Here is a 24,635-nt window from a genome sequence, read left to right as displayed (position 1 = left end):
AACATTAATGTGAAATAAGGTTGAAATCAAGATGCTTACGTTCCAAATCGGTGTGTTTAACTTTTACTACTACTTCATCACCTAATTGAATCATATTTTTTGTTGATTGTCCAATCACAGCGTATTGTTTTTCATCAAAGATATAATAATCATCTTTAATATCCTTGATACGAACCATACCTTCACATTTATTAGATTTTATTTCAACATAAATTCCCCATTCAGTAACACCAGAAACTACACCTTCAAATTCTTGATCTTTATGATCTTGCATGTATTTAACCTGCATATATTTGATAGAATCTCTTTCTGCTTTTGATGCTAATTCTTCCATTTTTGAAGAGTGTTTACATTTCTCTTCATAAATTTCAGCTTTTGGTGAATTTCCACCATCTAAATAGTGTTGTAATAAACGATGTGTCATCACATCAGGATAACGACGAATTGGTGAAGTAAAGTGGCTGTAATAATCAAAAGCTAAACCGTAGTGACCTATATTTTGTGTAGTATATTCAGCTTTACTCATTGAACGTATCGCTAAGGTTTCTACCATATTGGCTTCTCCTTTACCATGAACGTCTGATAATAATTTATTTAAACTATCAGATGTTTTTTGACGTGTTTCTGTGTTGATTTTATATCCAAATTTGCTAACAATGTTCTGTAATGAAGCTAATTTTTCTACATCTGGTTCATCATGTACACGATATACAAATGTTTTCTTACTTGGTCTTCCACTTGATAACCCTACAAATTCTGCTACTTTTTTGTTTGCTAATAGCATGAATTCTTCAATTAGTTTATTAGCGTCTTTAGCTTCTTTAAAGAAGACACCTGTTGGATTAGCATTTTCATCTAAATTAAATTTTACTTCAACTCTATCAAAAGAAATAGCTCCTGATTTCATACGTTTCTTACGCATCTTTTTTGCTAATTCATCTAGTTTTAATGTAGCTTCAACAATATTTTCATCTACTTCATAAGCTTCTCCTGATAAAGAAACATCTGCTGGAATAATATTACTCTTATTTTCTATAATTGCTTGTGCTTCTTCGTAAGCAAAACGTTTATCAGAATATGTAACTGTTCTTCCAAACCATTGGTTGATAACTTGTGCTTTCTCATTCATTTCAAACACTGCTGAAAAAGTTAATTTTTCTTCATTTGGTCGTAATGAACAAACTCCGTTACTTAACATTTCAGGAAGCATTGGTACCACTCTGTCAACTAGATATACAGAAGTAGCTCGGTCGTAAGCTTCGTCATCTAAAATAGTTTTAGGTTGTAAATAATGAGATACATCGGCTATATGAATTCCTATTTCATAATTACCATTTTCAAGTTTTGTAAATGATAAAGCGTCATCAAAATCTTTAGCATCTTTTGGATCTATTGTAAAGGTTAAATCACCACGCATATCTCTACGCTTAGCAATTTCTTCATTCGTTATTTCAATAGGTAATTCAGATGCTTCTTTTTCTACTTCAGCAGGAAATTCATAAGGTAAACCATACTCTAATAAAATAGAATGGATTTCTGTGTCATGGTCTCCTGGTCTTCCTAGAACTTGAGTAATTTTTCCAAACGGATTTTTAGAATTCTCTGGCCAATCAGTCATTGTAGCAACAACTTTATCACCATCATTAGCTCCATTCAATTTACTTTGAGAGATGAAGATATCAGCATACATTTTATTACTGTCAGGTATAACAAATCCGAAGTTTTTATTCATTTGTAAAACACCAACAAATTCTGTTTTAGATCTTTCTATAATTTCTACAACATCAGCTTCTAACTTATTACTTCTACGTTTTTTATATACGTAAGCTTTTACAGTATCATTATGTAGACCCTTTCCTAAGTTTACTGAAGGCACAAAAATATCGTGTTCAAAATCATCACAAATAAAATAGGCATTCCCATTAGAAGTTGCGTCAAGTGTACCTACATGATATTTACGATCTTCGTTAATTTGATATTTACCTCTATCAACTTCTTTAATTTTTTTATTTGCAGTTAACTCAGCTAATTTTTTAATAATCTGGTTCTTACCATCTGTGTCAGAAACCTTCAACTTAGCTGCAATTTGCTTATAATTATAGTTTTTATTACTGTCTTCGTTAAGTATTTTGAAAATGTTTCGGGTAAGATCTTTAATTACTTTACCCTTTTTTTTGTAGATTTTTTTCTTTCTAGTCATTAATCTTTCGTCTTATTTAAATTTTTACCAAAGTACAAATAAAATTAATGCTAGTTATTTAAATAACTGTTATAAATTCATTTTGTACTTTACCGCTCATTATTTAATGTATTTGTATGAATAATTCTTGGTTTGTTATTGTGAATCCCGTTGCTGGTAATGGTAAATTCAATAAATATTGGTCTGATATTCAACAGGAATTAAAGTTTAATAACATAACTTATGAGTATTCAAAAACAGAATATTCAAATCATGAAAAATTAATTGTTCAACAAGCTATTAACAAAGGTTATAAAAAAATAATTTCTGTTGGTGGTGATGGCACTTTACATCACGTTGTTAACGGGATTATGTCTCAGGACTCAATAAATTCAAAAGAAATAACAGTTGCAGTTATTCCTTTAGGTACTGGTAATGATTGGATTAAAACTTATAATATACCAAAAAATATAAAAGCTTCAGTTAATTTAATAAAACAGGAAAATGCTGTTTTTCAAGATATTGGTTATTTAGAATTGGCTAATACTACTTCTTATTTTAATAATGTTGCAGGTATTGGCTATGACGGATATGTTGTTAATAAGTTGAATAAATTGAAGAGATTTGGACCTATTGCATACTTATTGAGCGGTATAGCAGGTTTATTACTCTATAAAAAAACTACTTTTAAAATAGCTATTAACAACAAAATCATTGAAACAAAGTGTTTAATGACTTTATTTGGTATATGTAAGTATTCTGCAGGAGGTATGCAATTAACTGATTTTAAAGACTCTAATAATGGTTTATTTGATATAACAATAGCTAAAAATCTATCATTTTGGGATTTATTGTTTTCAATAAAGAAATTGTACAATGGAAAGATTCTTCAGCATAAAAAGGTAGAAACACTTGTAGCTAACTCTTTGTTAATAACTCCACAAAACAAAAACGATCTTCCTTATATTCAAGCAGATGGAGAGTTAATAGGAACAGGACAAGTAAAAGTAAATATCATAAAAAGTGCTATTCGAATAGTAATTCCTTAAAAAGTTAAAAAAAACTTAATAAAACTGTAACATTTCTTAAACTCATCCGTCTTTATAATAAGAAAGTCGTTATAAATGAAAAACTTACGCAAAATAATAGCGCTGTTTATTTTTATATTTATTACAGGAATTATCGTTACTGTAATAAGTATAAACACGACTTTAAACAAAAAAACTCCATCAGAAATAGTAACTAAAGATACTATCTACCTAATGAAAGCATCTAAAAAAGCTGTATAAGCCTTTTTCTTTCACTTATTAGCACTTATCAACAAACATAGTATTTAAACCTTATTTTTCGCAATTTGCCTAAGCGTAACTAAAAGAGAAACCATCTTCGTTAGTTCTAGTTCTTACAACTCAATTCATATTTAATAGGAAAGTCTTTTGAAATTTAAACTTCAAAAAAACTGTTATTAACATATTATATTATTAATAAAAAAGATTTTTAAAATTTAAAAAAAGAAATGATTGTTATTATAGTCTGTTAATATGTAGAATAAAAAGTGGATTTAATTTTTGGTTAAGTGACTTATTAAAATAAATAAACAAGTTATTAGTTAAATAAAATCTTAAAAATCAACTATAAAATAGAGTTATTAACAAAAGTTATAAACAGCAATTCACTGAAAATTATGAATAGTTAATTTTATTTTCAATGTAAAAAAAGGGTTAATTTAATGTTGATAAATGTTCATTAAAATCTCAAAAAAAAAGTTGCATAATTAATTCTTGTTCTTGTATTGTAAAAAATATCTAGAAAATCAAATTTTCTTTTCAGAATCTACTACTAGTTCTTAACAATTAGGTAATATAGTTTAACACCTTAATTTTAAAGAGGTTATTAAGAATGCTAAAAAAAGCATTGTTAATTACTGTTGATAACCGTGAATAACTGTATTTTTGTAACTCACAACTGAATTAAAATCAACAAATTATGACAATCGCTGTAGGAAATGACCATGCAGGTACAGAATATAAGTTTGAAATTGTTAAACTTTTAGAAGAATTAGGACATAAAGTAATCAACTTTGGTACAAATGAAACCGATAGTATGGATTACCCAGATACAATTCATCCAGCTGCTGAAGCTGTGGAGACAGGACAAGCTGAAATGGGAATTATTTTATGTGGAAGTGGTAATGGAGCACAAATGACTGCTAATAAGCACCAGGGAGTTCGTGCTGCTTTATGTTGGAATAATGAATTGGTTGAATTAACACGTCAGCACAATGATGCTAATATTTTAACAATTCCTGCGCGTTTTGTATCGTTACAACAAGCCTTAGGTTTTGTAAAGATTTTCTTATCTACTGAATTTGAAGGTGGTCGTCATGCTAACAGAGTAAATAAAATAGCTAACTGTTAATGAATTTTACAGTAAAAAATTTTCAAGAATTAACAACTTCAGAATTATATGAATTACTTCAATTACGTTCTGAAGTTTTTGTTGTTGAACAAGATTGTGTATATCAAGATATTGATGGTAAAGATCAAAAGGCATTACATGTTATAGGTGTAAAAGAAGGAAAAATAATAGCCTATACACGATTGTTTAATAGTGGTGAATATTTTGATACTCCTAGTATTGGTAGGGTAGTAGTTAAAGAAACGGAACGTAAATATGGTTACGGACACGATTTGATTAAAGCATCTATAAAAGCTATTGTTGATAACTATAATGAAACAACTATTACCATTTCAGCACAAACCTATTTACAAAAATTCTATGAATCTCATGGATTTAAACAAGTAGGTGAAGGCTACTTAGAAGATGGAATACCACATATAAGAATGGTAAGGAAATAATTATTTTTTATTTTCTTTTTTACCCATTTTATAAAGTAAATATCCAAAGCCTATTAAAAAGTGTAGAATAATTATACCCGCTACAATGTAAATAAAAGTGTTTGAATTATCTCTCATACTTGTAAAAGTACTTAAAAGATACTTTTTAAAAAGTAACTTAGGTTACAGTAATTCCTCAACCTCTCTTACTTCACCAGATTCCATTTTACCTAATAAAATATCACCAACACGAACTCGTACCAAGCGTAGTGTAGGAAAACCAACAGCAGAAGTCATTTTACGTACTTGTCTAAATTTTCCTTCAGTTAAAGTAATTGATATCCAAGGGGTAGGTCCATGACGAGCATCACGAATTTTTTTTGAACGTTCAGGGAAATCAGGAGTGTCAATTAATTTAACCTTACAAGGTTTAGTTTGGTATTTTTTTCCGTCAAAACCAATTTCAACACCATTTTTTAACTGTTCAACAGCTTCAGAAGTAATTGCTCCATCTACTTGCGCATAGTATTCTTTTTCAACTCCACCTCTTGTAGTAATAAAATCACTTACTTTTCCATCGGTAGTTAATAATAATAAACCTTCTGATTTTACATCTAATCTACCCACAGCCATAGTTCCTTCAGGAAAATTAAATAATTCTCCCAACAATTTATGTTTACCTCCTTTTTTTTGATTAGTAATAAATTGTGATAAAAACCCATAGGGTTTGTAAATCATGAAGTGACGATGGCTTGACATCTTTTCTTTTTTTTAAGAAGCACAATATTACAAAATGTAACATAAAAAGATAGGATATTAATGCTAGTTTTTCATAACTTAGCCGTTCTTATTACTTAAAATAATTAGCACTATTTATGGCAGCAGATAAAGAAAAAGAAGCGAAATTAAAAGCGCTTCAACTTACACTAGATAAGTTAGATAAAACGTACGGTAAAGGAACCGTAATGAAGTTAGGAGATAGCCAAGTAGAAGATGTAGATGCAATATCGTCAGGTTCTTTAGGATTAGATTTAGCCTTAGGAGTAGGAGGATATCCTCGTGGAAGAATTATAGAAATTTACGGACCAGAATCATCAGGTAAAACAACATTAACTATACATGCCATTGCAGAAGCTCAAAAAGCAGGTGGAATTGCTGCTTTTATTGATGCTGAGCATGCTTTTGATCGTTTTTATGCAGAAAGTTTAGGTGTGGATGTTGATAATTTAATTATTTCTCAACCAGATCACGGTGAACAAGCTTTAGAAATTGCTGATAATTTAATTCGTTCAGGTGCTATTGATATTGTTGTTATTGACTCGGTTGCAGCTTTAACACCAAAATCTGAGATTGAAGGTGAAATGGGAGATTCTAAAATGGGACTTCATGCACGTTTAATGTCACAAGCCTTACGTAAATTAACAGGAACAATTAGTAAAACTAACTGTACGGTATTTTTCATTAACCAGTTACGTGAAAAGATTGGAGTTATGTTTGGTAATCCAGAAACAACTACAGGTGGTAACGCTTTAAAATTCTATGCATCGGTTCGTTTAGATATTCGTCGTAGAACACAAATTAAAGATGGTGATAAAGTTATAGGTAACAGTACTAAAGTTAAGATTGTAAAAAATAAAGTAGCTCCTCCATTCCAAATGGCTGAATTTGATATTATGTATGGTGCAGGAATATCAAAAGTAGGTGAAGTTTTAGATATTGGTGTAGATTACGGAATTATAAAGAAAAGTGGTTCATGGTTTAGCTATGGAGACACTAAATTAGGTCAGGGTAGAGATGCTGTTAAAGGTGTTATTAAAGACAATCCTGAATTAATGGAAGAGCTTGAAAACAAAATAAAAGAAGCTATTGAAAATCAAGAATAAGTAATTTAAATTTAAAGTTCAAACTATTACTATTTTTTAAAAAGCTGTTCTGATTATCAGAACAGCTTTTTTTATTAAGAAGATATGATTAGAATCTCAAGTAACATACAATTACAAAAAATACAGGTTGAAGATTTTAAAATTTTAGAAACCTTAATGGATGATGTATACAAAGCAGCATATAAACATTTTTGGAAAGATGAAGGAGATTGGTATATACAAAGTCAATTTTCTAAAAGTAATTTAGAAAAAGAATTGTTAGAAGATAAAACAAGCTATTATTTTATTCTTTATAAAGAAGAAATAGTAGGAGTTTTCAGAATTTTATGGGATAGGAAATTACCAGGACTTGAGAATAGAAAGTCATTGAAACTCCATCGAATTTATTTACATAAAAATACCCAAGGTAAAGGTGTTGGTAAGCAATTATTAGCTTGGTTAGAAGAGGAAGCTAGAAAAAAACAATATGAATTAATATGGTTAGATACTATGGATGAGCAACCACAAGCTTTTGAATTCTATAAAAAACTAGGGTACCAATATCATTCACATTGTTTTTTAGATTTTGAATTATTGTTTGATGAAGTTCGAAAAATGAGTCAGGTATGTAAAATACTTATTTAAACTCCTGTACTCCCAAAACCACCAGCACCACGTTCTGTTTCATTTAAAACAGCTACTTCTTGCCAGTTTACACGTTCGTGTTTTGCAATAACTAATTGAGCAATACGCTCACCATCATTTACAATAAACTTTTCATTAGATAAGTTTACTAAAATAACTCCTATTTCGCCACGGTAATCCGCATCAACAGTACCTGGTGAATTTAAAACTGTGATTCCTTTTTTAGCAGCTAATCCACTACGAGGACGTACTTGTGCTTCGTATCCAACAGGAAGAGCAATAAATAATCCAGTTTTTATAATAGCTCTTTCCAAAGGCTTTAAAGTAATAGCTGCATCTATATTAGCACGCAAATCCATACCTGCAGAACCCTCGGTTTCATATGCTGGAGTTTGGTGTTTAGATTTGTTTATAATTTGTACATTCATGTTCTTTTGATTTTCAATTTTCAAATATAATAACCTTTAAGTTTAGAGAGTCGTTTATAGATTTCTTAATTTTGTAATACAAACAAATACTACTTATGAGCAATCAAACTAGAATAGCCGTTTTAGGAGGTGGAAGTTGGGCAACAGCTATTGTTAAAATGTTATCTGAAAACTTAGAAACTATTGGTTGGTATATGCGCAGCATATATGCTATTGAACATATTAAACGTAATAGGCATAATCCTAGTTATTTAAGTTCTGCAGAATTACATCCAGAGCAATTAGATTTATCTGAAGATATAAACCATATTATTGAAAATTATGATGTGTTAATTTTTGCTATTCCATCTGCTTTTTTAAACACTGAGTTAGAAAAACTAACAGCTTCTTTAGAGGGAAAAATTATTTTTTCAGCTATCAAAGGAATAGTTCCTGAATCAGGATTAATTGTTGGTGAACATTTTCATACACTATATAATATTCCATATGAAAACATTGGAGTAATATCAGGGCCATGTCATGCAGAAGAAGTAGCAATGGAACGCTTATCGTATTTAACATTGGCATGTCAAGATGAAGAAAAAGCAAAAGAACTTAGTAAAGCTATAGCAGGACGTTACATTAAAACCAAAATATCTGATGATATTATAGGTACAGAATACGCAGCGATGTTAAAAAATATTTATGCCATAGCAGCTGGAATTGCTCATGGTTTAGGATATGGAGATAACTTTCAAGCGGTATTAATGAGTAATGGTATTCGTGAAATGAAACGCTTTATTAAAAAGATTCATAAAATGAAGCGAAACATTAATAACTCAGCATATTTAGGTGATTTACTAGTAACAGGATATTCAACATTTAGTAGAAACAGGATGTTTGGAAATATGATAGGAAAAGGCTACACTGTAAAATCTGCTATGTTGGAAATGAGTATGGTTGCTGAAGGATACTACGCAACAAAAAGTGCATATAAAATTAATCAAAAAAATAAAGCTAAAACTCCAATAATCGACGCTGTCTATAACGTTTTATACGACAAGAAAGAAGCGAAAGATGAGTTTTTAAAGTTAACAAATAGATTAGATTAGTTGTTTGCATTTGTACAAATAATCCTTCTTAATAAAAAATTAAGAAGCCCCATCAATCGCTTCTAAAATTGAGTTGTGTATAGGTCTTGTAACAAGATACAATAAAGACAAATTTAGTTTAAAAATCTGATTAACAAAGATTTTAATTAAATATATTACAAATTAAAAATATAGTATAAATTCACTTTTAATTGTATTTTTGTTACTTTTAGTTTAAAACTAAACAAACATGAAAACAATTCAAGAAGCTGTTGAAATCACCATCAGAAAAACTCCTTTTATAGAAGAGGCTCTAAATGAGAAGTTAATTAATGTATCATCGCTAGCAAGAGAAATTTTACCAGAAGTTTCTAAATTACTAAAAAAAGAAGTAAAAGTTGGTGCAGTTATGATGGCTATTAATAGGCTATCTCCAGCAAATGAATTAAGAGTTCGAAAAAATATAAAACGACTTGCATTGAATTTGGGAGATGTAATTGTACGCTCAGATTTGTGCGATTTCACTTTCAAAAACACTACGTCGTTATTAAAAGAAATTGCTAAAATTTTAAGTAAATCTGCAGATAGTAAAGATTATTTTTTAACAGTTTCTCAAGGTATTTTTGAAACAAATATTGTTACAAGTAAAAACTTAAAACCTTTTGTTGAAGAAATTTTTAAGAAAGAAGCGTTAATTAATAATGTAAATGATTTAGCTTCCATAACGATAAAACTTCCAAAAGGAAATCTAGATCAATCAGGTATTTATTACTTTATTTTAAAGCAATTTGCTTGGGCAAATATTGCAGTACAAGAAGTAATTTCTACTACACACGAAATGACCATAGTGGTAAAAGAAAGAGATGTTAATGAAACATTTGCCATTTTAATGGACTTGAAACTAAATTAATTCATGGAAAAAAAAGACCCCTACGCATCCCTAAGAATCAAAGAGTTTAATATTTTTCTTTTAGTACGCTTTGCCTTAGTATTTGCATGGTCTATGCAATTTATTATTATAGAATGGCAAGTATACAGTATTACTAAAAATCCACTATCGTTAGGAATCATAGGTTTAATGGAAGTAATTCCAGCAGTATCTATGGCATTATTTGCAGGTCATATTGTAGATCAAAAAGAAAAAAGAAATTTACTAGCCTTGTGTATTGGTTTATTTTCATTGATTAGTTTGGGACTATTCTTTTTAACATTGCCTAGTTTTATTGAAGGTTGGAATAAAAACACTGTACTTTACGCTATTTATGCTTTGGTATTTTTTGGTGGATTATTACGTTCGTTTTTCGGACCTACTATTTTTTCATTAATTGCTTTAATTGTACCTAAAAAACTATATCCAAATGCAGCTACTTGGAGTAGCTCAACTTGGCAAATAGCTTCAGTATTAGGGCCAGCTTTTGCAGGATTAACCATTTCATGGATTGGAGTACATTGGTCGTTATGTATTGTCTTCGGATTAGTATCTGTATCATTTCTAACAGTATTTTTTATTAAAAAGAAACCAATTTTAAATCCTAAGATTGGTGAGCCAGTAATGAAAAGTTTAAAAGAAGGAGTACGTTTTGTATATAAGACAAAAGCTATTTTAGGAGCACTAACCTTAGACATGATTTCGGTACTGTTTGGTGGAGCAGTAGCATTATTACCAGTATATGCTCAAGATATTTTAAAAGTAGGACCAGAGGGTTTTGGTGCATTACGTGCAGCACCAGCTATAGGAGCTTTTTTAACAATGTTAGTGACTGCTTATATACCTATTAGCAGAAATGCAGGAATGAAGCTTTTAGCGGCTATATTTGGCTTTGGAGTTTGTATTATAGTCTTTGGGTTATCTTCTGTTTTTTGGATTTCTATTGTAGCCCTATTCTTTAGCGGTGTAACCGATGGAGTTTCTATGGTAATTCGTCAAACTATTTTACAATTAAAAACACCTGATCATATGCGAGGTAGAGTAGCTTCAGTAAATTCTATGTTTGTAGGTTCTTCTAACGAATTAGGAGCTTTTGAAAGTGGGGTAACGGCAAAATTAATGGGAACAGTAACGGCAGTAATTTTTGGTGGAACAATGACCTTAATTACTGTTATTACTACTGGAATTGTAAATCCAACACTCCGAAAATTAGATCTAACGAAAGATTTAGAAGAACACGAGAGAGAAGAATGATAGGTTGGTTGTACATACAAGATATAAAAAAGCCCAGAAACTCAGTTTCTGGGCTTTTTTAGTATGATTTTTTAAATCAATTATGACATATCGAAATAATTGATTTTTGTAATTTTTTTAGTTGCTTGATCAAAAGCGATATTAATAAAAACATCACAACTATCACATTCAGCATATAAAATACTTTTAGAGCCATTTCTACCAGTACTTAAGGCAACTTCACCTAATTTAGTAATAGGATCTCCTATAGTTACTGTAATCCCTTTAATTGTAAAAGTAGCTTCATTACTTAAAACATCTAAAGATTCGATATAAGGTTTTCTTCCTGAAGTAGAAAAATCAAGTTTTAACCCATTAAATCTAAAATAATAGTAAAAGCCATTATCTTCATAAGAAGTAGTTGCACCTAATAAGGATTCTACTTTTTCTTGTTTACCAAAGGTCTTTTTTATTTCAGTTAAAGCAATATTATTTATTTTAATATTGTCAAAATCTGAATTAGAAATAATATTAGTTTGACTTTTTGCTATAAGAGTGGTTAATAGAAAAAATACTAGTACTAGTTGTTTCATATTACTTAAAAAATTAATTGTACAAACCTTTTACGTAGCCAATTTTAGCAGTCGCCAAAGATATAATACTCGTTTAATTTTCCGTATAAGAAACTAGTTAAAATTTACTGCTAAATCTATTTTTCTGTATAATTCTTGTTGGTGCTTTAAAGTTGTATTTTTATCCCACTTAAAACGGTTTGTAAATTCCTGAATAACAAGGTTTTTATAAAGGTCAACGCTAGGTTTATCAAAAAACAAACGACCAGTTCTTCGCATAAAAAAGTCGGTAGGAGTACAGGTCATTTCATGTTTTATAGTAAACCACACCTCAGCTTTTAACAAGCGCTCTTGTATATTTTCTTCATTTAGCTCATCAAATTTATCTAAAATAAGTTCTGTTTGTTTACCATAGTTATGAACTAGATAGCTGGCATCTTTTTCAGAAAAACCAAATGATTTTATACGTTTATAAATCTGATTTATATATAATTTTACCGATTTATAATTTTGAAAAGGTCCTCCTGATAAAACGATTTCTTCAGTTTGAATTGGATCAAATTCAACTTCAAAACGTCTTTTCATTTTTTTAGCAACAATATCCACGATACGCTCTGCCATTTTTCTATAACCTGTTAATTTTCCTCCAGCAATTGATATTAATTTGGTGTCAGATACAAAAATTTCATCTTTTCTAGATAATTCTGAAGCTGATTTTCCTTCTTCGTGAATTAACGGACGTAATCCAGCCCATGAAGACTGAATATCATCAATAGTTAATTGAATATCTGGAAACATGTTATTTACTGCTTCAATTAAATATAAAGCATCAACCATTGAGGTTTCAACAGTGTCTTTATCTTGTTGATAATTGGTATCGGTAGTTCCGAAATAGGTTACTTTTCCACGAGGAATAGCAAACATCATACGACCATCAGGAATATCGAAATACACAGATTGTTTTACAGGTAATTTTTCATGCGGAACAACTAAGTGAACTCCTTTGGTTAAATGCAAACGCTTTCCAATTTTTGAATTGTTTATTTGACGTAATTCATCTACCCATGGCCCCGCTGCATTTACTACATATTTAGCTTTTATTTCATAATTTTCATTAGTAAAAGCATCTGTTACTTTAGCACCTACCACACGTTTGTTTTCATAGATAAACTCGTCTGCACGTGTGTAGTTAAGTATTTGAGCATCGTATTGACTAGCTGTTTTTAAAACCTCTATAGTTAAACGCGCATCATCAGTACGATATTCAGCATAAAAACCAGCACCATTTAAAATATTCTCTGGTAACAAAGGCTCTTTTTCTAACGCTTCCTTTTTATCAAGCATTTTACGTTTATCGTCTCCTTCAACAGAAGCTAAAACATCGTAAACTTTAAGTCCAATAGATGTTAACCATGAACCGTAAGTTCCACCTTCAATTAATGGTAAAATCATTTTTTCAGGAATTACCAAATGTGGAGCTAGTTTATGAACAATAGCACGTTCAGTACCCACTTCTTTTACCAACCAAAAATCAAACTGTTTTAAGTAGCGTAAACCTCCATGAATTAATTTGGTAGATTTACTTGAAGTACCCGAAGCAAAGTCGTTTTTTTCAATTAAAGCAACTTTCATTCCGCGTGATGCTGCATCTAAAGCAATACCTGCACCAGTAATACCGCCACCAATTACTAGAATGTCAAATTCGGTAGTTTGTAATTCTTGTTGAATGTTTTTTCTATTGAAAGAAGAGAAATTATTCATAGAGCTGTTTTTATCAACCAAAAATAAGAATAAAAAGAAACGATAAGTATAAAAAAAGAGCTGAAATTATCAGCCCTTTTAGAAGTCGCCCCCGCAACTATTAAATCTAAACTAACGATTCAATTTTTTCCAATTAACATCTGCTTGTTTTTTGAGCTCTTCAGGGTTTTCTTTTAACCACATTTTTAAAGTATTGGTTCCCCAAGAGTTATAAAATAAATACAATTTACCATCTCGTATTTCAAAAGTTTTCGGATCAATATCCACTTTTTCACCTGTTTTACCAATGGCATAAGCACAATATCCACCATATTGAGGATTGTATTTTTCAGGATTTTTCAGGAAAGTAGCTAAATTTTCTTTTGACGAAAAACGAAAGGAAACGTTATTATATTTAGTTGTAAATTTTTTATTTCCTTTTTCGGCTTTATTATTAAAATAACTTACTACATCATAGCCTTTAGCAACTACTCCGTTTTTAGTATTGTATTCTTGTGAGAAGACAATACTTGAAAAAAACAGAAAGAAGATAAAAAAATGTTTCATTTTAATCCTTTTTATGTTTTAGTTCTTCCCAGTTTATATCGCCCTGAGCTTGTAATTTTTTAGTATCACCATTTTTCCAATCATCAAGTTTACTAGAAATCCAAGAACTATAAAAAAGGTATAGTTTACCATCTCTAATTTCATAAGCTTCAGCATCAATGTACATTTTTGTTTTTTTAGCAGCTACAGCATAAGCACAATATCCACCATATTGAGGAATGTATTTTGTTGGATTTTCTTTAAATAGGGATAAGTTTTTTTCTGAGGAAAACTTGAATTTTGCTCCGTCATATGTTGTTTGAAACTTCTTTTTTCCTTCTACAGGTTCATCATTTGTAAAGTAAGAAACAACATCATAACCTTCGGCTACGTAGCCTTTTTTGGTATTATAATCTGTTTTTTGAGCATATAACGCAGTAGAAACTACTACTAAAAGTAGTGTAAAAAAGTTTTTCATTGTTTGTAGATTTTGAAGGTAGTCGACAAAAAACAATGAACATTACAAATACAATCATAAATTATTTAATAATTGCCAAGATTGTTGAATTTTACCGTTTCTGATAGGTAAAATTTCTCCGAATTGTAAAAAAACAAATTCACTTTGGTGCGGTCTTAAGAACACAAAATCATCTACTTGTAAAGACTCACTTTTCGGGATATTAATCATGGTTTGATTGGTAGATGCACCAAACAAATTATTTTGTTTTATACCTTTTGGATAGTAATAATCAGCTTTCCAAAAGCCACCATAAATAAAAGCTGACTTTTTAGTAAAAAATTGTTTTAGTTTTTCTAAACCTGGCAGCGTTGTATTTGAAAAAGTCTTTAAAACAGGAGTAGCTATAAATGTTGCTGGCTTATAGTTTTTTAAGGAAGGAATATCAAACGCTGTAGGTTTTACAAAACATGAACCAATAGCAATATCGTTTATTGGAGAATTTTGTTCTTTATGTAATTTTAAGGTAGGACTTCCAGCTCCGTTAAAGGTTAAGTTATTATTCCATAGTTCTGGAAAATCATTTTTAATTAATTTTTTGCATTGCTCGTAAAATTGATTTGCTAAATGTGATGCTTTTTTTTGAGAACGAATAATCTTTGGAAGTTTTACCACATGAGGATCGTATCCCATAAACCCTGAAAACTTCACAAAGTCTTGATTGTTTTCAATGAGTGATAATCCTTTTTTTAAGGTTTCTACGGAAGAAAAACCTCCACGATGTAACCCAACATCAATTTCAATACTCAATCGCAATTTTTGATTGAGTTTTTTAGCTAAATTAACGTATTCTTCAATTCTTTTAGTAGTATCTACTAACCATTGAATTTGTGTGTACGGATTTAATCCGTTGTGTTGTTGAGGTAAGTTGTTATAAAAATATTCTACGGTTTTTATAGGCATAGGTTTACCTAACAAAACATCCATTTTATTATCTAACCAAGAAGCCAAATCGGTTAAAAAAGGCTGATGAAAAACCATCAACTTGTTTGAGTTAGTTTTTTGTAAAATGTATTCAATCAATTGAACTGAGGGCAATGATTTTACTACAACTCTTATTGAAGCATTATTTCTAAAATTAGAAAGAGTTTCAGTTATATTTTTATCTAAAATATCTAAATCGATCAACAAACAAGGAATGGCTCGTTGGTAGTTTTTTAGTTCTTTATTTAGGTTTTTAAAATAAGCATCCATAGTATTAAATACCTAACAGTTTTTGAATATACGGGTTCACAAATATGTTTTCTGGATCATGTTCTTTTCTGAAAGTCATAAAATCTGTGAATTTAGGATATATTCTTGCGATATCATCAGTGGTAAATGTGTTCATTTTACCCCAATGAGGTCTTCCGTCATAGGCTTTAAATACTTCTTCTAAAGCAGCAAAATAAACACTGCTATCTTTTTTATTATATACATGGCATGCGATATAAGCAGAGTCTCTATTGTAAGCAGGACTCATGTATACATCATCACCTTTAACCCAGCGATTTTCAATAGGAAAATGAATATTAAATTTCTTTGAATTGACAATTTTTTGTACATCTTTAAATACCTCTTGATAAGTTTCTGCAGGAATATTGTATTCCATTTCATGAAATTTTACCATTCGTTGTGTTGCATATACTTTATGACTGTGATATACTTTTTTTACATTACCAATACTTGCTGCAGTGATGTTAGCTACTGTTTTGTTTTGTGAAGGAAAAACTTTAGCATACTCACACATGAGTTTAAAAACATAGTTTTCGAGTACATATTCGGTCCAATAATTGAAAAAGTTTACTTTATCAGGCTCAGAATCTTCTACAATGTTTGAAGTTTTGGTCCAGGCAGTATTTGTATAAGGAATCCAATAAAACTCAAAATTTCTATTTTGAGAATTTCGTTCATTTAAAGTTGCTAAAACATCACTTAATTTCTCTTTTTTGTTTTGAAGTTTTAGTTTGTAAGTTGGTACACACTGTAAAGTAACTTCTGTAATGACTCCTAAGCATCCTAAAGATACTTGAGCAGCTTTAAATAGTTCTATATTTTTTGTGGTGGAGCACTCAATAATTTCTCCTTTCCCATTCACAAATTTCAACCCAATAACTTGGTTACTAATAGATTTAAGTCCAATACCCGTTCCATGTGTTCCAGTACTTATGGCACCTGCAATTGATTGAACGTTGATATCGCCCATATTTTCCATGGCTAATCCTTCTTTAAAAAGAAGTTCTCCTAATAAAGAAAGTTTCGTTCCTGCTTTTATAGTAGCTTGATTTTTTTCTTTATTAATTGAAATGAGTCCTTGAAAATTATCGAGAGTCACCAATATTTCATCAGTACTACATAAAGAAGTAAAAGAATGTCCAGAACCAATAACTCGAATTTTTTGGTTAAACCGGATTGCTTTTAAAACAAGTTGTTGTATTTCATTTTCCGAATGAGGAAATGCAACTGCAGATGGATTCCACTGTACATTTTCTGCCCAGTTTTTCATAATACCTTGAACTAATAGAGGTTAATAGCAAGGTAAGATAGCAAAAAATAAAAAAGGATTACAAAACCATTAAATTACAACCACGAATATCAGAGTTATCAAAACGACCGATAATTTCAAAACTGTTGTCTTGGTATACTTTACCTAAATCTTGTGTAGCGATAAAAGAACAAGAGTTATAGTTAGCTAAATCAATCACATTAATTCCACCAGATCTTCCTTTAGGTAAAATAGTTAAGGCATCTTCTGTATCACGAGTTAATATTTGCATCCAAGGAGGACAGTTAAAAATACCATTACCTTTTGAATATCCTTGACTCAAAAGCTCAGTCATTCCATATTCAGAATGAATTGTATCTACACCAAAACCATCACTTAAAATAGTATGCAATTCGTTACGAATAAGTTCTTTTCTTCTTCCTTTCATTCCACCAGTTTCCATAATAATGGTATTGGATAGATTGAATTCATACTGCTCAATTAAATCTAATAAAGCAAAAGAAACACCAATTAATAATACTTTCTTGTTTTGTTTATCTAATTGTATGAGTTTTTTAGCAAGTTCGTCAAGGTTATTAAGATAAAAACCGCTTTCAGAATGGTTAGAACGCTTAATTAAATCATCTACCATATAAATTAAAGAAGACCCTTTACGTTCTAAATAATTAGGTAACAAGGCTAGTACCACATAATCTTCTATATTTCCGTAAAAGTGCTTAAAACCTTTTAAGTAACTGGTTTCATACCAAGATAAATCAGTTACTAAATGCTTACTGGTTGTACTTCCCGTAGTTCCAGAGCTTGTAAAAGTTTCTTGAATTTCATTGGTTGATGAAAGCACTTCTCTAGTTTTAAAAAACTGAATAGGTAAGAACGGAATTTGTTCAATAGTATGTATATCGGATGGATGAACGTATATCAAATCACAAAAAGAACGATATACTCTATTATTTTTAAACTGATGTTTAAAAACTTGCAATGCAGTTTTATTGAAATCTTCTGTAGACTGTATGTTAAAAATGGTGTTTTTCATAAACTTTTACAAAAGTAAGAGTATTCGACGCAACCTTTTAAACTTTTTTTCATCTAGTATATAAACCATGGAAAATTAAAATAATAATAACCCCCAATTATATATGTCATGAAAAAAATTTTAATCCTTTTTTTAAGTGTATTTACGTTTTATTCTTGTTTAGATGATGACAGCCCTAATTTTAGGTATGAGTTTTTAAAGGTTGATAGTGCCACAACCCCTGAAAGTTTTACATTCGGAGAAGTTGATACAATTAAGATAAAGTATACATTGCCCAATAGCTGTTATTCTTTTAATGGGTTGTATTACCAAAAAGTAGATACAACGAGAATTGTAGCTGGTACGGCAATAGTAGCTCTTGATGTTGCTTGTACTGAAGAAGAAAGACAAGAAGAATATGCTTTTCCTGTTGAGGCAACTCAAGAAGAAGACTATGTTTTTAAGTTTTGGAAAGGTAAAAATACTGAAGGAGAAGATGTATACGAAGAAGTGGTAATTCCAGTAAATTTGTAACATCAATTTAGAAAAACTCATACAAGGATGCTGTCATCAAAATATCACAGCGCAAGCTCAAGTTTACCAGTTGTTTTCTGGTAAACTTTTTGCGCTTTGTTTGAAGTACTCTCGTAATTATCAAGATGCAGAAGATACTTTACAAGATAGTTTCTTAACTATTTTTAAAAAGATGCCTCAATATCAACATAAAGGTTCTTTTGAAGGTTGGATGAAGAGAATAACCATAAATACAGCATTACAAAAGTATAGAGAAAAGTCACCTTTGCAGTTAGTTTCAGAAGCACCTGATGAGGAAATAGTAGAAGAAGTGGAGCTTGAAACCGAAAATGTGAATATTGATGTTTTATTAGAGTTGATTCAAAGTTTACCAGATAGATATCGTTTGGTTTTCAATTTGTATGTATTAGATAATTATTCACATAAAGAAATAGCAGAGTTATTAAATATTTCTGTAGGAACATCAAAATCAAACTTATCACGAGCAAGACAGATATTGAAAAAAGAAATGGAACTATATCAAGCAAAAGAGGAAAAAGCATAACTGATGGAAGAAAAAAACATCGACAGACTGTTTCAAGAAAAGTTTAAAGATTTGGAGGTAACTCCAAATGAAAGAGTATGGAATGCTATTGAAGAAAAACTACAAAAAAAGAAAAAACATAGAGTTTTTCCTATTTGGTGGTTTTCAAGAGGAGTTGCTGCTGTGCTTGTTTTAGGTCTTTTGTTTTATCCTTATGTTAAGGATGAAGAAAATATAGAAGATATAGATGCTATTATTGTTGAAAAACCTAAGTTTGCACCCGAAAAAAATAAAAGTAAAAAAGAAGAGTTAAAAGAGAACTTATTAATAGGACCAACAAAAGAAAATATAAAAGAAATACCTATTGTAAAAGAAGAAACGAAAAAGAAAAAAATATTAAAAGAAAAGCTTCATGAAAATGAAGTTTTAACCGCTAATCATGTTGTGAAGGTTAGCAAAAAAGAGTTGCATGGAAAGGATAGCAACAACACGTCAAGTAGAGTAGTTGAAGGGGCTTTGCTGGATAATAATGATGTTGTGAAAGAAGTGCAACTTACTGGCAAGCTTGAAAATAGCTTGCCAGTTCTTAAAAAGAAAGAAAACATCTTTTTGAAAAAAGAAAAGGATACAGTTTATAAGGTTATAAAACCTAAAAAAGACTTTTTAGCAGTAGTAAATGGTGAAGAAGAGGAAAAAGAGGAAGAAGAAAAAAAGAAACCATGGACTGTATCTCCAACTGTAGCTGTATTAAATTCTAATTCATTCTCTGAATCTTCTCCTATAGATGCTAGTTTGTCAAAATCAACAAAAGGAAATACAAGTTATTCGTATGGAATCCAAGTAGCGTATCAATTAAGTAAAAAATGGACGCTTCAGTCGGGTATACATTTACAAGAAATGGGATATTCAAATAACAATGTAGCTGTAAACCCTGTAAAATCAAGTAGCGCAAATGTAGCATTCAGTTCAGGAGAAAGTTATGCGTTAAATGATACCTCTCAAACAAATTTTAGTACAAATTCAGTATCCATTAGTTCAGGAAGTCTTGATGGCGAGTTGAATCAAAGTTATGGTTATATTGAGGTTCCAGTTGAAGTTAAATATAGCGTATTGGAAGGAAAAAAGTTAAAAACACAATTAGTTGTTGGTTTTAGTTCCTTGTTTTTAAACAAGAATGATGTAGATTTAAAAACTAAAGTCTTTTCAACTTCAGGAGAAGCTAATAATTTAAATAATATTAATTTTAGTGGAAATTTAGGGATAGATCTTAGTTATAAGTTTAGTAAAAAATGGTCTTTAAATATTAACCCAATGCTAAAAACCCAGTTAAATACATTTAAAAATGATTCAAATGGGTTTCAGCCATATTTCATAGGTGTTTATACAGGTTTAAATTATCAGTTTTAATCGTTGTAAATCTTAATGATTAAATCACCTTTATCATTCATTGAAGCTCTGTACATTCCAGCAGTATTAAATTCAAAAGACATATTACCATTTTTATCAAGTGCAACAACACCACCTGTTCCACCAAGTTTGGTTAATTTGTTTTGAATAACATCTTTAGTAGCTTCTTTTAATGATTTTTGTTGATATTCCATTTGAGCAGAAATATCATAAGCTACTTGAGAGCGTATAAAGTATTCACCCCAACCAGTTGAAGAAACACCACAAGTTTTATTATTTGCATAGGTACCCGAACCAATAATAGGAGAATCTCCAATACGTCCCCAACGTTTGTTAGTCATTCCTCCTGTAGAAGTTCCCGCAGTAATATTTCCATTTTTATCTAAGGCCACACAACCTACAGTACCAAACTTACTATTTTTAATATCAGCATCATAAAAAGAAGCTTCTTTATCATCATGATCTAATGCTGTTTTTTCTTTGTCTTTAATTCGTTGTAAAGATTTAAAGCGATTTTCGGTATAAAAATAACTCGGATCTACAATTTCTAACCCTTGTTCTTTAGCAAATTGAGAAGCACCAGAACCAGACAACATAACATGATCTGAGTTCGTCATTACTATTCTAGCAGCTTCAATAGGGCTTTTTATATCTTTTACTCCAGCTACCGCACCAGCGTTCAGTGTTTTTCCATCCATAAAAGAAGCATCTAATTCATTAGTTTCATCATGCGTAAACACAGCACCTTTTCCTGCATTAAACAAAGGAGATTCTTCCATTACCTGAATGGTTTTTACAACAGCATCACCACTAGAACCACCATTTTTTAAAATCTCATATCCAGTTTTAACTGCTTCTTCCAACTTAGTTTTATAAGCAGCTTCTTTTTCTGGAGTCATGTTCTTTTTTAGTATAGTTCCAGCACCTCCATGAATAATAATTGCAAATTCATTTATAGGAGTGTCTTTTTGTTCATTAGAAGTTTTTTTTGGTGCATCACATGCTGATAAAAACAACAGTAAAGAAAGTAGTAGGTAAATGTTTTTCATGATTATTTGTTAATTTTTAAACAAAAACAACACTGTTTGTTTAATTTATTAATTGTAAAATTATTCGTAGTTTTGAGCTTTAAATTTAAACAACTAAAATTACAATATAAAATATGGCAGATTTTGGTATCAAAGAAGCATTAGCTACTTTAGGATTAAAAGAGATAAATGAAGGAACTTCAACAGGTTCAGTAAACTTTTCAAACGGTGAAATTATAGAATCATATTCACCAGTAGATGGAAAGTTAATAGGAAAAGTAAAAGCTTCTACCAAAGAAGATTACGAAAAAGTGATGGATGCTGCTACTTCAGCATTTAAAAGCTGGAGAACAATGCCTGCACCTCAACGTGGAGAAATTGTACGTCAATTTGGAAACAAATTAAGAGAGTTAAAAGAGCCGTTAGGTAAATTAGTTTCTTATGAAATGGGAAAATCTTACCAAGAAGGTTTAGGTGAGGTTCAAGAAATGATTGATATCTGTGATTTTGCTGTAGGTTTATCTCGTCAATTAAACGGACAAGTAATTCCTTCAGAAAGACCAGGACACGTAATGAGAGAGCAATGGCACCCATTAGGAGTTGTTGGTATTATATCAGCATTTAACTTTCCTGTAGCAGTTTGGTCTTGGAACACAGCTTTAGCTTGGATTTGTGGTAACGTATGTGTATGGAAAGGTTCAGAAAAAGCTCCTTTATGTTCAGTTGCTTGCCAAAATATTATAGCTGAGGTTTTAAAAGCTAACAATTTACCAGAAGGAATTTCTTGTATTGTTAATGGAGATTATAAAGTAGGTGAATACATTACTGAAGATACACGTATTCCTTTAGTATCAGCTACTGGTTCTACAAGAATGGGACGTATTGTTGGTGCTAAAGTTGCTGAGCGTTTCGGTAAATCTTTATTAGAATTAGGAGGAAACAATGCAATTATCATTACTCCAACTGCTGACTTAAAAGTAGTAGTTCCTGGAGCTGTATTTGGAGCTGTAGGTACTTGTGGTCAACGTTGTACTTCAACACGTCGTTTAATCATTCACGAATCTGTATACGATAAAGTAAGAGATGCGATTGTTGGAGCTTACGGTCAAATTAAGATTGGAAATCCATTAGATGAAAATAATCACGTTGGACCATTAATTGATAAAGATTCAGTAAATACTTATTTAGCTGCTATTGAAAAAGCAAAAGCTGAAGGAGGAAACGTATTAGTTGAAGGAGGAGTTTTAGAAGGAGAAGGTTATGAAAGTGGATGTTATGTAAAGCCAGCAATTATTGAAGCAGAAAACCATTTTGAAATTGTTCAACATGAAACATTTGCTCCAATTTTATACTTAATGAAGTATTCAGGTGGTGTTGAAAATGCTATTGAATTACAAAACGGAGTTGCGCAAGGATTATCTTCTTCAATCATGACAAATGAAATGAAAGAAGCTGAAAAATTCTTATCATTTGCAGGGTCTGATTGTGGTATTGCTAACGTAAATATTGGTACTTCTGGTGCTGAAATTGGTGGAGCTTTTGGTGGTGAAAAAGAAACAGGTGGTGGACGTGAGTCTGGATCTGATGCTTGGAAAGTATACATGCGTCGTCAAACAAATACCGTAAACTATTCTGATGAATTACCTTTAGCACAAGGAATTAAGTTCGATTTATAAGAAAACAAAGTTTTCAAAATATAAAAAAGTCTCATCATTATGATGAGACTTTTTGTTTTTATCTAAGTTGTTGGTTATACTATTTTTCTAAAGCCGCCGCAATAACTGTATAAGCTTCATGCGCTTTCGACATTTTAGCATATTCTAAAGCAGTATATCCTCTTTCTGATTTTACTTTTAATTTTGCTCCACTATCAATTAATAATTGAACAATATCTGCTTTGTTATATCTAGCAGCAAACATTAAAGGAGTTAATCCAGTAGATTTTCTGTTAATATCTGTTCCGTTTTCAACCATAGCCTTCACAGCTTCAAAGTTTCCAGCTCTAATTAATTTACAAAAAGTGCTTACGTTAGGGTATTCTAGGTTAGTTTTAACAGGAGCCTCATATGAAGTTGAAGCAGCAGTAATAGTTCCGAAAGATAAAGCGATTGCTAAAGCAGTTAATACAAATTTTTTCATGATGTTAAGTTTTTATTTTAAGATTAGGTTACAGCTAAAAGACGCCTATAAAAAAAAAACGTTTCAAAAAATATACACACTTAACAATTATTTAAGATATGCTCTTAAAAATCTCTTAATAGATTGAATAATTTTTAATAAATTAACAATCAGTTAATTAACTATTTTTAAAATGAGTAAGAGATCAACTTATTTATTCGGTGTTTTTCTAACTATAGCGGCTGGAACTGTACTTTGTTGGTATTTATGTTGTAAAAAACAATGCCTTACAATTGGAAAAGAACAGCAAGAAATACTTGAGAATAAAAAACCATAATCAACTAATATAAACTTAAAACAGAAACTATGAATTGGTGTATATTAATTCCACTATTAGTAGGACTTATTACTACTTTTTTAGGCTATTTAATAGGTAAATTATCTAGTAAAAACATTAAGAAAGATGAAATAGTACTCTTAAAAAATAAAATAGCAAAGTTAGAATCGAGTTTAAGGAATTGTAAAGAAAGTAAATCGGTACTTGAAAATGACTTAAAAATAGCAAAATCTAATGCAACATCTTCTATATCTGAAGAACAAACATCATTTAATATAGATGAAGTTAAAAAGGTTTTTGGTAAAAAAATAAAAGAGAATGATTTAAAAATAGTAGAAGGAATTGGACCAAAAATAGAAGAACTTTTTCATAATTTTAATATCAATACCTGGAAGTTGTTATCAGAAACATCTGTAGAAAAATGCCAAGAAGTATTAAAAAGTGGAGGAGATCGTTATAGAGCTCATAAACCTAATACATGGCCTAAACAAGCAAAACTAGCTTACGAAGGTAAATGGCAAGAGCTAAAAAATTGGCAAGACGATTTAGACGGAGGAAAGTAAAAGATTATAAACGAATGATAAAAATCCCTTGTATTTTATAAGGGATTTTTTTCTTGTATGTTTATTATAAA

At 30.4% G+C, this 24,635-nt stretch carries 26 protein-coding genes; 14 read left to right on the top strand and 12 right to left on the bottom strand.

The genetic code is table 11. The features are described 5' to 3' along the window. Positions 1–4 precede the first annotated feature (4 nt). The gene (gene rnr, locus VBY68_RS13555; protein ID WP_415270026.1) at positions 5–2,200 is read right to left on the bottom strand and encodes a ribonuclease R; all 2,196 of its coding nucleotides are present in this window, start codon (positions 2,198–2,200) and stop codon (positions 5–7) included. A gap of 116 nt (positions 2,201–2,316) precedes the next feature. Here rnr and VBY68_RS13550 point away from each other — a divergent pair, with 116 nt between their 5' ends. From VBY68_RS13550 to VBY68_RS13535, 4 genes are all read left to right on the top strand, one after another. Then, on the top strand, positions 2,317–3,228 hold the full coding sequence (locus tag VBY68_RS13550) for a diacylglycerol/lipid kinase family protein (protein ID WP_415270025.1): 912 nt from the start codon (positions 2,317–2,319) through the stop codon (positions 3,226–3,228). A 75-nt stretch (positions 3,229–3,303) separates the two neighbouring features. Then, the gene (locus VBY68_RS13545; protein WP_164723404.1) at positions 3,304–3,468 is read left to right on the top strand and encodes a hypothetical protein; all 165 of its coding nucleotides are present in this window, start codon (positions 3,304–3,306) and stop codon (positions 3,466–3,468) included. A 697-nt stretch (positions 3,469–4,165) separates the two neighbouring features. Next, positions 4,166–4,597 carry a ribose 5-phosphate isomerase B gene (rpiB, locus tag VBY68_RS13540; protein WP_121146473.1) on the top strand — a complete coding sequence of 144 codons (432 nt, stop codon included), beginning with the start codon at positions 4,166–4,168 and terminating at the stop codon, positions 4,595–4,597. Beyond that, a complete protein-coding gene (locus VBY68_RS13535; RefSeq protein ID WP_273694952.1) occupies positions 4,597–5,037 on the top strand; it encodes a GNAT family N-acetyltransferase in 441 nt (146 codons plus the stop codon). Before rpiB ends, VBY68_RS13535 begins: the two co-directional genes overlap by 1 nt. A gap of 162 nt (positions 5,038–5,199) precedes the next feature. Here VBY68_RS13535 and VBY68_RS13530 read toward each other — a convergent pair whose 3' ends face one another. Then, entirely contained in the window at positions 5,200–5,775 is a 576-nt protein-coding gene (locus VBY68_RS13530; RefSeq protein WP_415270024.1) for a pseudouridine synthase, read from the bottom strand. A 116-nt stretch (positions 5,776–5,891) separates the two neighbouring features. Between VBY68_RS13530 and recA the strand changes: the two genes are divergently transcribed. Together recA and VBY68_RS13520 are read left to right on the top strand one after the other, a co-directional pair. Continuing rightward, on the top strand, positions 5,892–6,899 hold the full coding sequence (gene recA / locus VBY68_RS13525) for a recombinase RecA (RefSeq protein ID WP_099214939.1): 1,008 nt from the start codon (positions 5,892–5,894) through the stop codon (positions 6,897–6,899). Positions 6,900–6,983: 84 nt separating this feature from the next. After that, the gene (locus VBY68_RS13520; RefSeq protein ID WP_099214940.1) at positions 6,984–7,523 is read left to right on the top strand and encodes a GNAT family N-acetyltransferase; all 540 of its coding nucleotides are present in this window, start codon (positions 6,984–6,986) and stop codon (positions 7,521–7,523) included. Here the strand turns inward: VBY68_RS13520 and dut are convergent. Then, the gene (dut, locus tag VBY68_RS13515) at positions 7,520–7,951 is read right to left on the bottom strand and encodes a dUTP diphosphatase (protein WP_415270023.1); all 432 of its coding nucleotides are present in this window, start codon (positions 7,949–7,951) and stop codon (positions 7,520–7,522) included. The genes VBY68_RS13520 and dut overlap by 4 nt on opposite strands. A gap of 95 nt (positions 7,952–8,046) precedes the next feature. On the opposite strand from dut, the gene VBY68_RS13510 reads away from it, so the two are divergent. From VBY68_RS13510 to VBY68_RS13500, 3 genes are all read left to right on the top strand, one after another. After that, positions 8,047–9,042, top strand: a complete 996-nt coding sequence (locus VBY68_RS13510) for an NAD(P)H-dependent glycerol-3-phosphate dehydrogenase (RefSeq protein ID WP_099214942.1) — start codon at positions 8,047–8,049, stop codon at positions 9,040–9,042. A 229-nt stretch (positions 9,043–9,271) separates the two neighbouring features. Next, entirely contained in the window at positions 9,272–9,931 is a 660-nt protein-coding gene (locus tag VBY68_RS13505) for a hypothetical protein (RefSeq protein WP_099214943.1), read from the top strand. Between the two features lie 3 nt (positions 9,932–9,934). Continuing rightward, a complete protein-coding gene (locus tag VBY68_RS13500; RefSeq protein ID WP_124587898.1) occupies positions 9,935–11,203 on the top strand; it encodes an MFS transporter in 1,269 nt (422 codons plus the stop codon). Between the two features lie 80 nt (positions 11,204–11,283). On the opposite strand, the gene VBY68_RS13495 is transcribed toward VBY68_RS13500, so the two are convergent. The 7 genes from VBY68_RS13495 to VBY68_RS13465 form a co-directional block, all read right to left on the bottom strand. Then, positions 11,284–11,775, bottom strand: coding sequence for a hypothetical protein (locus VBY68_RS13495; protein WP_099214945.1), 492 nt, complete (start codon positions 11,773–11,775; stop codon positions 11,284–11,286). Between the two features lie 93 nt (positions 11,776–11,868). Further along, a complete protein-coding gene (locus VBY68_RS13490) occupies positions 11,869–13,515 on the bottom strand; it encodes a glycerol-3-phosphate dehydrogenase/oxidase (protein WP_415270022.1) in 1,647 nt (548 codons plus the stop codon). 111 nt (positions 13,516–13,626) lie between these two features. After that, on the bottom strand, positions 13,627–14,061 hold the full coding sequence (locus VBY68_RS13485) for a YHS domain-containing (seleno)protein (protein WP_415270021.1): 435 nt from the start codon (positions 14,059–14,061) through the stop codon (positions 13,627–13,629). A 1-nt stretch (position 14,062) separates the two neighbouring features. Then, the gene (locus VBY68_RS13480) at positions 14,063–14,518 is read right to left on the bottom strand and encodes a YHS domain-containing (seleno)protein (protein ID WP_121146480.1); all 456 of its coding nucleotides are present in this window, start codon (positions 14,516–14,518) and stop codon (positions 14,063–14,065) included. 54 nt (positions 14,519–14,572) lie between these two features. Further along, complete coding sequence (locus tag VBY68_RS13475) at positions 14,573–15,751, bottom strand: alanine racemase (protein ID WP_415270020.1); 1,179 nt, start codon at positions 15,749–15,751, stop codon at positions 14,573–14,575. Between the two features lie 4 nt (positions 15,752–15,755). After that, on the bottom strand, positions 15,756–17,042 hold the full coding sequence (locus tag VBY68_RS13470) for a D-arabinono-1,4-lactone oxidase (protein ID WP_415270019.1): 1,287 nt from the start codon (positions 17,040–17,042) through the stop codon (positions 15,756–15,758). A 58-nt stretch (positions 17,043–17,100) separates the two neighbouring features. After that, entirely contained in the window at positions 17,101–18,075 is a 975-nt protein-coding gene (locus VBY68_RS13465) for a LuxE/PaaK family acyltransferase (protein ID WP_415270018.1), read from the bottom strand. A 108-nt stretch (positions 18,076–18,183) separates the two neighbouring features. Here VBY68_RS13465 and VBY68_RS13460 point away from each other — a divergent pair, with 108 nt between their 5' ends. Genes VBY68_RS13460 through VBY68_RS13450 form a run of 3 tightly spaced genes read left to right on the top strand, consistent with a single transcriptional unit; the run spans position 18,184 to position 20,518 of the window. Beyond that, positions 18,184–18,588, top strand: coding sequence for a hypothetical protein (locus VBY68_RS13460; protein WP_241210150.1), 405 nt, complete (start codon positions 18,184–18,186; stop codon positions 18,586–18,588). Then, entirely contained in the window at positions 18,581–19,132 is a 552-nt protein-coding gene (locus tag VBY68_RS13455; RefSeq protein ID WP_415270154.1) for an RNA polymerase sigma factor, read from the top strand. Before VBY68_RS13460 ends, VBY68_RS13455 begins: the two co-directional genes overlap by 8 nt. A 3-nt stretch (positions 19,133–19,135) precedes the next feature. After that, complete coding sequence (locus tag VBY68_RS13450) at positions 19,136–20,518, top strand: outer membrane beta-barrel protein (protein WP_415270017.1); 1,383 nt, start codon at positions 19,136–19,138, stop codon at positions 20,516–20,518. Here VBY68_RS13450 and VBY68_RS13445 read toward each other — a convergent pair. Beyond that, complete coding sequence (locus VBY68_RS13445; protein WP_099214955.1) at positions 20,515–21,567, bottom strand: isoaspartyl peptidase/L-asparaginase family protein; 1,053 nt, start codon at positions 21,565–21,567, stop codon at positions 20,515–20,517. The two genes, VBY68_RS13450 and VBY68_RS13445, sit on opposite strands and share 4 nt — an antisense overlap. Before the next feature lie 113 nt (positions 21,568–21,680). On the opposite strand from VBY68_RS13445, the gene amaB reads away from it, so the two are divergent. After that, entirely contained in the window at positions 21,681–23,222 is a 1,542-nt protein-coding gene (gene amaB / locus VBY68_RS13440) for an L-piperidine-6-carboxylate dehydrogenase (protein ID WP_028891598.1), read from the top strand. Positions 23,223–23,301: 79 nt separating this feature from the next. On the opposite strand, the gene VBY68_RS13435 is transcribed toward amaB, so the two are convergent. Beyond that, positions 23,302–23,685 carry an ankyrin repeat domain-containing protein gene (locus VBY68_RS13435; protein WP_099214956.1) on the bottom strand — a complete coding sequence of 128 codons (384 nt, stop codon included), beginning with the start codon at positions 23,683–23,685 and terminating at the stop codon, positions 23,302–23,304. A gap of 345 nt (positions 23,686–24,030) precedes the next feature. On the opposite strand from VBY68_RS13435, the gene VBY68_RS13430 reads away from it, so the two are divergent. Further along, positions 24,031–24,564, top strand: coding sequence for a hypothetical protein (locus tag VBY68_RS13430; RefSeq protein ID WP_415270016.1), 534 nt, complete (start codon positions 24,031–24,033; stop codon positions 24,562–24,564). The last annotated feature ends 71 nt before the right edge of the window (positions 24,565–24,635 follow it).

The organism is Tenacibaculum ascidiaceicola (genome assembly GCF_047470925.1).
Taxonomy (GTDB): Bacteria; Bacteroidota; Bacteroidia; order Flavobacteriales; family Flavobacteriaceae; genus Polaribacter; species Polaribacter discolor.
This window is presented reverse-complemented; position numbering and strand designations above follow the sequence as displayed.